The following is an 11,324-nucleotide window of genomic DNA, read 5'->3' as shown; positions in this document are numbered from 1 at the left end:
CTTGTCGAGGATCGGGCGCAGCAGCATGTCGGTGTGCAGGTGGCCCTTCATGATCGCCTCGGCGCGGCCTTCGTGGACCAGCTCTACCGCCTTGCGGGCGGCGTTGCGGTGCAGCGGCTCGTGAATGATCTCGACGCCGTCGAGGGTCACGCCCATGGCCGAGGCGACCTCGGCGATCTTGTCGTGATCGCCGATCAGGATCGGCTCGATCAGCGTGTGATCGCGGGCCTTGAGCGCGCCGCCGAGCGAATTCGGCTCCTCCGGGCAGACCACGGCGGTCTTCAGCGCGGCGAGCGGTTCGGCGCGCTTGAGCAGTTTCTCGAAATGGCGGTGACGCTGCACCACCAGCCCGGGCAGGTCGTGGCTGTTGTAGCTGACCTTGCGACGCGGGGTCAGCACCTCTGCCATGCCCGACAGCACCAGCGCACCGTCGGTCAGCCGGCGCACCTCGGTGGCCAGCGTCACCGTGGTCTCGCGCTCGTTCTTGTCGGTCACGGTGACACGGATCACCAGCTCGTCGCCGGCGAAGACCCGGGCGTGGAACTGCGCGGTCTGATTGCGGTAGAGCGTGCCCGCGCCGGGCAGCACATTGCCCAGCACCGCGCCGAGCAGGGCGCCGATGAACGAGCCCGGGGCCATCGCCTCGGGGCGGCCGTCGCCATCGCCGTCCTGATCGAAGATGTGCAGCGGATTGTGGTTGCCCGACACGTTGGCATAGACCAGCAGGTCGTCGGCAGTGATGAGGCGGGTCAGCTCCGCCTTGTCGCCCACCTTGAGTTCGTCGAAGGTGCGGTTCTCGATCAGCATGTAGCGCTCCGGCTGTTTACGGGCCTGCCAGCGGACGGCGCGCAGGGCAGGGGTTCCGCCCACAGCTATACGTCTCTGGCCGTGCTAGTCCACGCCCCCCGACCTGCGTCCGCTCGCCGCACCGCAGCATAAGCGGTCGCGTGGCGCAGGTCCCGGACAGGGCGCTGAAAAACCGGGCAAAGACGGATCAGGAGAGATATTCGGCGATCAGGGGGCCGAGCGCTGCGGCGGTCTCTTCATGCGCCAGCGGACCCATCAGTTCTGCGGCGGCGCTGGCCTCGAAATCGCTGAACACCATGCCCGGAGCCCCGGGATGGCGGGCGGCCTCGCTCCGAGGCATCTCGATCAGCCCGGCGGCGCGCGGGCGCAGCGCGTCGAGCATGGTGCGGTCGATGAGCAGCGGCCCGCCGTCGAGCGCTGCGCTGGGGCGGTCCGGCGGACGGTGCTGGGCCAGCCAGAGCAGCAGGACGCGCCCCCGGAGCAAGGTCAGCAGGTGCTTCATCCGCGCCAGCCAGGCCTGCCGCAGCTCGCCGGCGATCTCGTCGAAGCGCTCTTCCGAGATCTCGCGCAGGCGCCCGAGCAGGTGGCGATTGAAGTGAAACTCGGTGAAATCGACCTCGGGATAAAGCCGCTGAAGCCGCTCCGAGGCGCGCAGGAAGCGGTCGTTGCGGCGCGGATGCACGCCGTAATAGCGGTTCGACATGTTCTGCGCGCCCATGATCTGCATGACGCAGAGATCGGCGCGCTCGGCCACGTGCAGGACGCCCGGATCGTGCAGGTAGAGATCGAGCCCGGCATTGGCGACCCCGAGATTGACGCAGGTCGCGCCAAGCGCGCGCTCGACCAGCGCCGGGAACGGTACCTCGATGAAGCGGCCATAGGTCTCGGTCCCGCCGAGAAAGGCGATGTAGGGCGTTTCAAGCGGCCGCCGTGGCCCGCGGAACAGCACCCGCGAGCGGCCATAGCGGCACGGAAAATAGTCCAGCGCCCCCGGCGCTGTCATGGCGAAGGTCATCTCTCCCACCTTGGTTCGTTCTCACCCGGGAAGGAGCCTCCGACAGCGGGGTTGAGATTCTGCTAACGCGAAAAAGCCCGACAAATCCGCCGCGCCCCGCTTGCGGCGGGTCGCGGCGCGTGACTATGTTTGGCGCGCAAACGGAAGGGTTATGGGCGATGGATATCAGCAAGATCGGTGTTGTGGGTGCGGGCCAGATGGGCAACGGCATCGCGCACGTGATGGCTCTCGCGGGCTACGAGGTCCGGCTGTCGGATGTCAGCCCCGAGGCGCTCGACAAGGCCATGACCCTGATCGCCGCCAACATGGATCGCCAGGTCAGCCGCGGCAAGATCGCCCAGGAGGATCGCGACGGCGCGCTGGGGCGGATCTCGGCCACGCTCGACATTGCCGAGGTCGGGCAGACCGATCTGGTGATCGAGGCCGCGACCGAGCAGGAGACGGTGAAGCAGAAGATCTTCGACAGCCTCGCGCCGCATCTGCTGCCGCACACCATCCTGACCTCGAACACCTCGTCGATCTCGATCACGCGGCTTGCCTCGCGCACCGACCGGCCCGAGAAGTTCCTCGGCTTCCACTTCATGAACCCGGTGCCGCTGATGCAGCTGGTCGAGCTGATCCGCGGCATCGCCACCGATCAGGAGACCTACGAGGCCTGCCTCAAGGTGGTCGAGAACCTCGGCAAGACCGCCGCCAGCGCCGAGGATTTCCCGGCCTTCATCGTGAACCGCATCCTGGTGCCGATGATCAACGAGGCGGTCTACACGCTCTATGAGGGCGTCGGCAACGTGCGCTCGATCGACATGGCGATGAAGCTTGGCGCCAACCATCCGATGGGGCCTCTGGAACTTGCCGATTTCATCGGGCTCGACACCTGCCTCGCGATCATGAACGTGCTGCATGACGGTCTGGCCGACACCAAGTACCGCCCCTGTCCGCTGCTGACCAAATATGTCGAAGCGGGCTGGCTCGGCCGCAAGACCAAGCGCGGGTTCTACGATTATCGCGGCGAGGAGCCGGTGCCGACGCGCTGAGCGGTGCAGACTTTTCGTCCGAAAAATCTCGGGGGCGATGGAGGAGCAGAAAATTCGGACGAATTTTCTGTCGCTGTCGTCAGATCTCTGCGCGCAGGCCCAGCGTCATCTCGCGCAGCCAGGCGACGAATTCGCGCTGCTTGCCGCTCCACGCCTTGACCTCGTCCGGGCTGATCGGGGTGCCGACCACCGGCTTTTGCGGGCGGCCGCAGGCATGCATGACCTCATGGATCAGCAGGCCCTGCCGCAGCGTCGGAGAGATCCGGTTGGCGATCTGGTAGGCGCGGCTGTTCTGTCCGGGGAAATAGATCGGCACCACGGTCGCGCCGGAGCGCTGGATCATCTTGGCGGTGAACGGGTTCCAGACCGACTCGATCGCCGGACCGAGCAGCGATTGCGACGCCGCCACCACGCCCGAGGGGAACAGCGCGATCACGCCGCCGCCCTTGAGGTGATCCATCGCCCGGGCGCGCATCTCGAGGCTCTGCTCGCGGGCGCTTTCCTCGTGCGGGAAGGGCACGGGGATCATGAATTCCTCGATTTCCTTCACCCCGGTCAGCAGCGAGCGGGTGAGGATGCGGTAATCGGTGCGCACCCGGCCAATCAGGTCGGCGAGGATCATGCCGTCGACCAGCCCGTGCGGGTGGTTCGCCACGACGACCACGGGGCCGTCCTTGGGGATGCGCGCGATCTGCTCGGCGGGGGTGTCGAGGCGGATGCGCATATGCCCCAGCGCATGGCGCCAGAATTCCTGCCCGTCGGGGATGCCGGCGCGCTCGACGCGGCGCACCAGCCGGATCAGGGGGATCTTGCCGGTGGCCCATTCCAGCGCGCGGATGGTGTTGGCCTTCCACGGGTTGGTGAAGGTGTTTGCGTAGCTGAGCTTGCGCTTGTCGTAGGGGGCGTTCAGCGGGCGCGTGACACCGCCTTGACTGGCCGCGGCCTGATAGCTCTCAACCATGTGCCCGCCCTGTTCCGTCTTGCTTTGCCGGGAGGTCCTTCCGGCGGTCAGTTCTCTTCTCCGAACCGGTTCGCGACCAGCGCCTCGATGGCATCGGCCAGCGCGACCGCATCCGGCCCCGAGGTTTCGACCTCAATAGAGCTTCCTTTTGAAGCTGCCAACATCAAAAGCCCCATGATGCTGTCGCCCCCGGCACTCATGCCGTCCTTGCTGACCTCGGCGCGCGCATCGAACCCCTCGACCACCTCGACCAGTTTCGCGGAGGCACGGGCGTGCAGCCCCTTTTCGTTCACGATCTTCAGCACGCGATGCACGGTTTCGGACATTAAACAACAATTTCCCTTGGAAAGATCTTCGCGGTTGGGCTCAGAGCGTCTCTGGCTTGACGTTGACGCTGTCGATGTATTTCCGCCCCGCTTCAAGTGCGCCTTTTACCGCATCCGGCACCGCCATCTGCCGGCTTTTCGCCAGCTTGATCAGCATCGGCAGGTTCATGCCGTAGAGAATCCGCCGGTTGTCGGGCTGGCAGGCCCGCAGCGACAGGTTCGACGGCGAGCCGCCGTAGAGATCGGTGACCACCACGACGCCGTCGCCGGTATCGACATCGTCGGCAGCGGTGCAGATTTCGGCCTGCTTGCCGCCGCGGTCATGTTCGGCTTCGATGGTGACGGCGACGATCCCGGGCTGTTTGCCCACCACGTGCTCGACCGCCGAGAGATACTCCCTCGCCAGTCCGCCATGGGCCACGATCACGATGCCGATCACCCGTTCTGTCCTCCGATGGTCCTGCGCTGGCCGGTCGCGGCGGTCAGTCCGCGACGTTCGAGCTCGCGGTGTCTAATTGACACCTGCCAGCCCTTCTCTGCAAGGGCACGTGCAACCCTTTCCGTCACGGCAACGGATCGGTGTTGCCCGCCGGTACAGCCGATGCCGAAGGTCAGGTGCGCCTTGCCCTCGTCCTTGCAGGCGGGCAGCACGAAGAGCGCCAGCTCGGTGAGCTTGTCAACGAAGGGCGCGAAGCGGGCATCGGTTTCGATGTAATCGACCACCGCGGCGTCGAGCCCGGTCAGGCCACGCAGCTCGGGCTGCCAGTGCGGGTTGTCGAGAAAACGGCAGTCGAAGGCCCAGTCGAGGCCCTGGGGCAGGCCGCGCTTGTAGGAGAAGGAATGCAGCGCCACCGCCAGCCGCTGCCCGGTCTGGTCGGCAAACAGCCCTTCCATCTGGGCGCGCAGGTCATGCGGCGACAGATCGCTGCTGTCGATCAGGATGTCGGCGGCGTTGCGCGCCTCCTCGAGCAGCGCGAGCTCGCGTTCGATGCCCTGCGTGTAGCTTTCATCCGGGGCCATCGGGTGGCGGCGGCGGGTCTCGGAATAGCGGCGCGAGAGCACCTCGGCGCTGCAGTCGAGATAGAGCAGTTGCGCGTCGAGCGCCGGTTCGGCGGTGAGGCGGCGGTGCAGGTCGAGCAGGCCCTGCACCGAGAAGTCGCGGTTGCGGATGTCGACGCCAAGTGCCACGGGGCGGCTCAGGGCGCCGCCGTCGAGCAGCAGGCGCGGGATCAGGCTGAGCGGGATGTTGTCGATCGCCTCATAGCCGAGATCCTCCAGCACGTTGATCGCGGTCGAGCGCCCGGCGCCCGAGGGCCCGGTGACCAGCACGACGCGCTGCTGTCCTTTCGACTGATCCTGCATCCTCGGCTATTCCCTTCGACCGCCCTTGAGATATTGCACCAGTGCTGCGGGAAAATAGGGATGCGCGGTTTTGTGAAGCAAGGAGATTCTTTGCCCTTGCAGCATGGTTTCGCGGCGCTGCGGCAAGCGGGCCGTCTCGATCTCGTCGAGATCGAGCACCGCGGAGAGCCGGACCGGGCCGTGTGTCTCGGCGTTCAGCAGCCCGATGCCACGCGCCTCGATCATCCCTGTGAGGGGGGCAGGGGCCTCGAGCCAGAGGGTTTCGCCCCGCAGGCTGACGATCACCCTGTCATCCGCGACCAGCGTCGCCCCGCGGGCCATCATCTCGAGCGCGAGCCCGGATTTGCCAGTGCCCGAGGCGCCGCGGATCAGCAGCCCGCGCCCTGCGACCGCCACCGCGGTGGCGTGCAGGATCTCGGGGCTGTCGGAGGACATGGGTGGCGGACGATCAGACCGGAAGGCCGACCACGAAGCGCGCGCCGAGCGGCTCGGAGGTCACGTCGGCCTCGGTCGGGCGGATGTTCTCGGCCCAGATCACGCCGCCATGGGCTTCGACGATCTGTTTCGAGATCGCCAGGCCAAGGCCGGAATTGTTGCCGAAATCGTTCTCGGGACGCTGCGAGTAGAAGCGCTTGAAGATCTTCTGCAGCGCCTCTTCGGGGATGCCGGGGCCGGTATCCTCGACCACCACCAGCACGCGGTTGTCGCGGCGCCGCGCCCAGACGCGGATCGCATCGCCATCCTCACAGAAGCTGATGGCGTTGGTGATCAGGTTGACGAAGACCTGCGCAAGGCGCGGTTCGAGGCCGCTGATGTTGATCGGCTTTGCGGGCAGGTCGGTGATGAACTCGACCCCCTTGGCGCGGGCATCCTCGCCGAGGAACTGGGTGATGTTGCCGATCATCTCGAGCAGGTTGAACTCCTGCTCCTCTTCCTTGACCAGCTCGCTGTCGAGCCGCGAGGCGTTGGAGATGTCGCTCACCAGACGGTCGAGGCGGCGCACGTCATGCTCGATCACGTCGAGCAGCTTGTCGCGATGCTCTTCCTTCTTGACGATGCGCAGCGAGCCGATGGCCGAGCGCAGGCTGGCCAGCGGGTTCTTGATTTCGTGCGCCACGTCGGCGGCGAACTGTTCGTTGCTGTCGATGCGGTCGTAGAGCGCCGAGACCATGCCGCGCAGCGCGCCTGAGAGGCGCCCGATCTCGTCGGGGCGCGCGGTCAGGTCGGGGATGCGGATGCGGCGCGAGCTGCCCTTGCTGCGGTTGTTGCGGTCGCGGCCGATCTCGGCGGCGTCGGCAAGATCGGAGATCGGGTTGGCGATGGTCGAGGCCAGAACGAGGCTCAGGCCGATCGAGACCAGCGTGGCGATGACGAACATCTGCAGCACGCGCTCGCGCTCGGCGCTGACCACGGCGTCGATCTCGGCCTCGGTCGACATCAGCGCCACGGTGCCGATGACCGAGTCACCCTGGCGGATCGGCGAGAAGCCGGCAAAGAGGCTCTCGCCGGCTGGGCCCTTGCCCGCCTGCACGCGGGTCACGGTGGGATCGCCGGTTTCGATCATCCGTCGCATCCGGTCCTCGAGCGACAGCTCGGGCGACGTTTCGAAATAGGAAAAGATGCCGGCGACGCCGCGCCAGATCGAATCGAGGAAATCCGAGATCAGCGTCGGGCGGTTGGCTTCGCGGGTGTTGACCGGCATCAGCGGCGCGCGCGAGCCGCTGGTCTCGCCGACGAGGAAGTTGCCGGCGTCGAACACGAGCAGGTCGGTTCCGGCGCGCAGGTCGATCTGTTCGAGCAGGCCGTTGATGTCGGTGGCGGCCCCGTTGCCGAGCGCGGCGGGCGTGCCCTCGGGCAGCCAGGCCTCGATCACGTCGGCGATCAGCTCGGCCTCGGAGGCCACGGCGTTGCCGCGCTGCACCACCAGCGTGTCGCGGGACGAGTTCAGCCAGAGAATGCCCGCCACCAGCACGTTCAACGCGATGAGGTTGAACGTGATGATTTTGCGGGTCAGCGGCGACCGGTTGAGCGAGAACAGGCTGCGCCGCGCGCGGCTGTCGCGCAGCTCTTTCTCTACCGTGCTGTCGGGGGCGACGAAATCATCGCCCAGCACGACATCGGCATCCTGCCGTTCGCCCGGCTGGTCGTCGCGCATCGAGATCCTCTCGGCCAGCGCCATGTCTTACTCTTCGTTGTAACGATACCCGATACCATACAGTGTTTCGATGGCGGAGAAATCCGGATCCACCGAACGCATCTTCTTGCGCAGGCGTTTGATGTGGCTGTCGATGGTGCGGTCGTCGACATAGACTTGGTCGTCATAGGCAACGTCCATCAGCTGGTCGCGCGACTTCACGAAGCCCGGACGCTGTGCAAGTGCCTGAAGCAGCAGGAATTCGGTCACCGTGAGCGACACGTCCTGCCCCTTCCAGGTCACCGAATGGCGCAGCGGATCCATGGTCAGCGAGCCGCGGGTCATCAGCTTGGTGTCTTCGGTCTCGCCCACGACCTCGCCGGCGACGGCTTCCTGCCGGCGCAGCAGGGCGCGGATGCGTTCGACCAGCAGGCGCTGCGAGAACGGCTTCTTGACGTAGTCGTCGGCGCCCATGCGCAGGCCCAGCACCTCGTCGATCTCGTCATCCTTCGAGGTGAGGAAAATCACCGGCATCTTGGATTTCTGGCGCACGCGCTGCAGCAGATCCATGCCGTCCATACGGGGCATCTTGATGTCGAACACCGCCATGTCGGGCATTTTCTTGTTGAACGCGTCCAGCGCGGACTGGCCGTCATTGTAGGTTTCGACTTCGAACCCCTCGGCCTCAAGAGTCATGGAAACCGATGTCAGGATGTTCCTGTCATCGTCCACGAGGGCGATTTTCGACATAGGATTGTTTCCTTGTACTGCTCGTAATGCCTGATTTTTTCGCCACTATGCGGGATTTTGCACTTTACAACAATCCCAAACTGCGAATCAGGCCCGCTCGCCGCCTTATTCCGGACGAATATTGATAAGGAATGGCTAAAATGTCTCAGCAGCGGGTCTGGACGCAGCAAGCTTCCGCTGTTGCTAACGCTAAACGAAATTTGGTTGCGCTAACTTTGACATGTGTCCTGTTCCGACCCGGAAACGCCGTGTTAAAGCAGCTTTTGCCGGTGGTGGTCATCACCGGTGGGCGGTGGCGCTTTGACGACCTTTCCGCCCTGAACTGACGACCGCCGCGATTGGTGCGGCTACAGGAGCTTGGCAGATGACATTTGGACGGGTGAACCCGGATTTCCGGCTTGAAGATCAAGGGATCGAGGGCCTGGGGAATGTCTATTACAATCTTATGGAGCCGGCGCTGATCGAGGCCGCCCTGAAGCGCGGCGAAGGCACGCTCGGCAAGGGCGGCGCCTTCTACGTCACCACCGGCAAGTTCACCGGTCGCTCGCCGCAGGACAAGCACGTGGTCAAGACCGACTCCGTCGCTGACAAGATCTGGTGGGAAAACAACCGCGAGATGTCGCCCGAGGGGTTCGACACTCTCTACAACGACATGCTCGAGCACATGAAGGGCCGCGAGTACTTCGTCGAGGACCTGATCGGCGGCGCCGACCCGGCCTACTCGATCAAGGTCCGCATGGTGACCGAGCTGGCCTGGCACGGCCTGTTCATCCGCCACATGCTGCGCCGTCCCGACCGTGACGCGCTCGACTCGTTCATGGCGGATTTCACCGTCATCAACTGCCCGACCTTCAAGGCCGATCCCGAGCGTCACAACTGCCGTTCCGACACCGTCATCGCGCTCAACTTCGACCGCAAGACCATCCTGATCGGCGGCACCGAATATGCCGGCGAGAACAAGAAGTCGGTGTTCACGCTGCTCAACTACATGCTGCCGCTCAAGGGCATCATGGCGATGCACTGCTCGGCCAACCACGCGCCGAACAACCCGGTCGACACCGCGATCTTCTTCGGTCTGTCGGGCACCGGCAAGACCACCCTCTCGGCCGATCCCGAGCGCGTGCTGATCGGCGACGACGAGCATGGCTGGTCGGATCGCGGCACCTTCAACTTCGAAGGCGGCTGCTATGCCAAGACCATCAACCTCTCTGCCGAGGCCGAGCCCGAGATCTACGCCACGACCTCGAAATTCGGCACCGTGATCGAGAACATGGTCTTCGACGAAGAGACCTTCGAGCTCGACTTCGACGATGACTCGCTCACCGCCAACATGCGCTGCGCCTACCCGCTCGAGTACATCTCGAACGCGTCGTCCACCGCGCTGGGCGGCCACCCGAAGAACATCATCATGCTGACCTGCGACGCCTTCGGCGTGCTGCCTCCGATCGCACGGCTGACCCCGGCGCAGGCGATGTACCACTTCCTGTCGGGCTTCACCTCGAAGGTCGCCGGCACCGAGCGTGGCATCACCGAACCGCAGCCGACCTTCTCGACCTGCTTCGGCGCACCGTTCATGCCGCTGCGTCCCGAGATGTACGGCAACCTGCTGCGCGACAAGATCGCCAAGCACGGCGCGACCTGCTGGCTGGTCAACACCGGCTGGACCGGCGGCGCCTACGGCACCGGCCACCGCATGCCGATCAAGGCCACCCGCGCGCTGCTGCACGCGGCGCTGAACGGCTCGCTCAGCAAGGTCGAGTTCCGCAAGGATCCGAACTTCGGCTTCGAGGTTCCGGTCGCCGTGGAGGGCGTGCCCGAGCTTCTGCTCGACCCGCGCCGCACCTGGTCGGACAAGGAGGCGTTCGACGCGCAGGCCGCGAAGCTGGTGAAGATGTTCGCCGACAACTTCGAGCAATACGTGCCCTACATCGACGAGGACGTGAAGGCCGCCGCCATCGGCTGAGCCTGACCGCTTTCGCGAGGTTTGCAGCGCCCGTCGCACTTGCGGCGGGCGTTTGCATGTCCGCGGGGCAGGGGAGGCGGCCGGGCTGGCGGAATGTCACCGCTTCGGGCCGCGACGGGCGCTGCGGGGTTTCCGGCGGTCGTCCCAGGCGGTAAGCCGAAGGCATCCCGTTTCGCCGCCGGAGATCGCCATGATCCGCCTGATGTCTGCCCTCTGCGCCGTGCTGGCGCTGGCCCCGATGGGGGCTGCCTCCGAAGGCGCGTCCTATGCCCGCGATCCGGTGGTCATCATCGACCACGGCATCATCTGCCAGATCACGGCGGAGGGCACCCGCGAGGCGCCGGACACGATGATGGGCGCGATCAACCTCATCGAGCAGACCCGCGACATGGACGTGACCACCCGCGTGGTGCCGGCCAGGGCGGGCATCAGCTTCGGGGTGAAGTTCACCCTGCGCCCGGGGGCAGGGGACCGTGACGTGAGGATCCTCGTCACCCATCCACCGATGGGCCCCGAAGGAGTCACCACCGAGACCTGGATTTCGCCGCTCTCGGAGGGCCGCGCCAGCCTGAACCTCTTCACCTTCGAGTACCCCTACGAGATGGTGCCGGGCACGTGGGTGATGGCGATCGAGTCCGACGGCGAGCGGCTGATGGAACAGCATTTCGAAGTGGTCTCCGAACTGGCTGCCCCCGCGGTGCTGTCGGTGTGCTACGGGCAGGATTTCGTCTCCTGACTGTCCACAGATCCGGCGCAACCGCTCGGCGGCCGAATGGTCCCGCCAGCGCAGGGATCTGTGCGTTTTGGGGCGGAAATCCTCCCCAGAACGCCCCACATATCCACAGCTCTTATCTTGGGCGCGGGCCCGAGCCATCCACAACTTATTGCGTGCATCTCGAATATTTCGCTTTACAGTTCATGCATGCCACAGGCACGATATATGGTAAGGGGAGGGAAACAACTCCCAGCCCC

At 65.4% G+C, this 11,324-nt stretch carries 12 protein-coding genes; 3 read left to right on the top strand and 9 right to left on the bottom strand.

The genetic code is table 11. The features are described 5' to 3' along the window. The coding region (locus tag AC6RA4_RS02480) for a MaoC/PaaZ C-terminal domain-containing protein (RefSeq protein ID WP_500157067.1) at positions 1-807 on the bottom strand (807 nt) is incomplete at its 3' end. A gap of 187 nt (positions 808-994) precedes the next feature. After that, a complete protein-coding gene (locus tag AC6RA4_RS02475) occupies positions 995-1,822 on the bottom strand; it encodes a DUF6473 family protein (protein WP_500157065.1) in 828 nt (275 codons plus the stop codon). A gap of 158 nt (positions 1,823-1,980) precedes the next feature. On the opposite strand from AC6RA4_RS02475, the gene AC6RA4_RS02470 reads away from it, so the two are divergent. Beyond that, on the top strand, positions 1,981-2,856 hold the full coding sequence (locus tag AC6RA4_RS02470; RefSeq protein WP_500157063.1) for a 3-hydroxybutyryl-CoA dehydrogenase: 876 nt from the start codon (positions 1,981-1,983) through the stop codon (positions 2,854-2,856). A 79-nt stretch (positions 2,857-2,935) separates the two neighbouring features. Here the strand turns inward: AC6RA4_RS02470 and AC6RA4_RS02465 are convergent, their stop codons facing one another. From AC6RA4_RS02465 to AC6RA4_RS02435, 7 genes are read right to left on the bottom strand one after another with little or no spacing between them, the layout of a single operon-like run. Continuing rightward, the gene (locus tag AC6RA4_RS02465) at positions 2,936-3,817 is read right to left on the bottom strand and encodes a lysophospholipid acyltransferase family protein (protein WP_500157061.1); all 882 of its coding nucleotides are present in this window, start codon (positions 3,815-3,817) and stop codon (positions 2,936-2,938) included. A 47-nt stretch (positions 3,818-3,864) separates the two neighbouring features. Further along, the gene (locus AC6RA4_RS02460; protein WP_500157059.1) at positions 3,865-4,143 is read right to left on the bottom strand and encodes an HPr family phosphocarrier protein; all 279 of its coding nucleotides are present in this window, start codon (positions 4,141-4,143) and stop codon (positions 3,865-3,867) included. A gap of 40 nt (positions 4,144-4,183) precedes the next feature. Next, on the bottom strand, positions 4,184-4,582 hold the full coding sequence (locus tag AC6RA4_RS02455) for a PTS sugar transporter subunit IIA (RefSeq protein ID WP_500157057.1): 399 nt from the start codon (positions 4,580-4,582) through the stop codon (positions 4,184-4,186). Then, on the bottom strand, positions 4,579-5,505 hold the full coding sequence (gene rapZ / locus AC6RA4_RS02450; protein ID WP_500157055.1) for an RNase adapter RapZ: 927 nt from the start codon (positions 5,503-5,505) through the stop codon (positions 4,579-4,581). The genes AC6RA4_RS02455 and rapZ overlap by 4 nt, the downstream gene beginning before the upstream one ends. 6 nt (positions 5,506-5,511) lie before the next feature. Beyond that, positions 5,512-5,940, bottom strand: a complete 429-nt coding sequence (locus AC6RA4_RS02445) for an HPr kinase/phosphorylase (RefSeq protein ID WP_500157053.1) — start codon at positions 5,938-5,940, stop codon at positions 5,512-5,514. A gap of 13 nt (positions 5,941-5,953) precedes the next feature. Further along, positions 5,954-7,684 carry a sensor N-terminal transmembrane domain-containing protein gene (locus AC6RA4_RS02440; RefSeq protein WP_500157051.1) on the bottom strand — a complete coding sequence of 577 codons (1,731 nt, stop codon included), beginning with the start codon at positions 7,682-7,684 and terminating at the stop codon, positions 5,954-5,956. 3 nt (positions 7,685-7,687) lie between these two features. Continuing rightward, complete coding sequence (locus AC6RA4_RS02435; protein WP_500157049.1) at positions 7,688-8,389, bottom strand: response regulator transcription factor; 702 nt, start codon at positions 8,387-8,389, stop codon at positions 7,688-7,690. A 364-nt stretch (positions 8,390-8,753) separates the two neighbouring features. Here AC6RA4_RS02435 and AC6RA4_RS02430 point away from each other — a divergent pair, with 364 nt between their 5' ends. After that, positions 8,754-10,352, top strand: a complete 1,599-nt coding sequence (locus tag AC6RA4_RS02430; protein ID WP_500157047.1) for a phosphoenolpyruvate carboxykinase — start codon at positions 8,754-8,756, stop codon at positions 10,350-10,352. 190 nt (positions 10,353-10,542) lie between these two features. Continuing rightward, the gene (locus tag AC6RA4_RS02425; protein ID WP_500157045.1) at positions 10,543-11,088 is read left to right on the top strand and encodes a DUF3859 domain-containing protein; all 546 of its coding nucleotides are present in this window, start codon (positions 10,543-10,545) and stop codon (positions 11,086-11,088) included. Positions 11,089-11,324: the final 236 nt, after the last annotated feature.

The sequence above is a fragment of the Salipiger sp. genome, from assembly GCF_059781815.1.
The sequence above is the reverse complement of the archived record's forward strand: the minus strand, read 5'-3'. Positions and strand labels throughout refer to the sequence as shown.

What these genes read in the sequence shown, in the direction of transcription:
- rapZ (WP_500157055.1), bottom strand. Translation starts at nt 5,505, where the DNA reads ATGCAGGATCAGTCGAAAGGACAGCAGCGCGTCGTGCTGGTCACCGGG.
- AC6RA4_RS02445 (WP_500157053.1), bottom strand. Translation starts at nt 5,940, where the DNA reads ATGTCCTCCGACAGCCCCGAGATCCTGCACGCCACCGCGGTGGCGGTC.
- AC6RA4_RS02430 (WP_500157047.1), top strand. Translation starts at nt 8,754, where the DNA reads ATGACATTTGGACGGGTGAACCCGGATTTCCGGCTTGAAGATCAAGGG.
- AC6RA4_RS02440 (WP_500157051.1), bottom strand. Translation starts at nt 7,684, where the DNA reads ATGGCGCTGGCCGAGAGGATCTCGATGCGCGACGACCAGCCGGGCGAA.
- AC6RA4_RS02460 (WP_500157059.1), bottom strand. Translation starts at nt 4,143, where the DNA reads ATGTCCGAAACCGTGCATCGCGTGCTGAAGATCGTGAACGAAAAGGGG.
- AC6RA4_RS02435 (WP_500157049.1), bottom strand. Translation starts at nt 8,389, where the DNA reads ATGTCGAAAATCGCCCTCGTGGACGATGACAGGAACATCCTGACATCG.
- AC6RA4_RS02425 (WP_500157045.1), top strand. Translation starts at nt 10,543, where the DNA reads ATGATCCGCCTGATGTCTGCCCTCTGCGCCGTGCTGGCGCTGGCCCCG.
- AC6RA4_RS02475 (WP_500157065.1), bottom strand. Translation starts at nt 1,822, where the DNA reads ATGACCTTCGCCATGACAGCGCCGGGGGCGCTGGACTATTTTCCGTGC.
- AC6RA4_RS02465 (WP_500157061.1), bottom strand. Translation starts at nt 3,817, where the DNA reads ATGGTTGAGAGCTATCAGGCCGCGGCCAGTCAAGGCGGTGTCACGCGC.
- AC6RA4_RS02470 (WP_500157063.1), top strand. Translation starts at nt 1,981, where the DNA reads ATGGATATCAGCAAGATCGGTGTTGTGGGTGCGGGCCAGATGGGCAAC.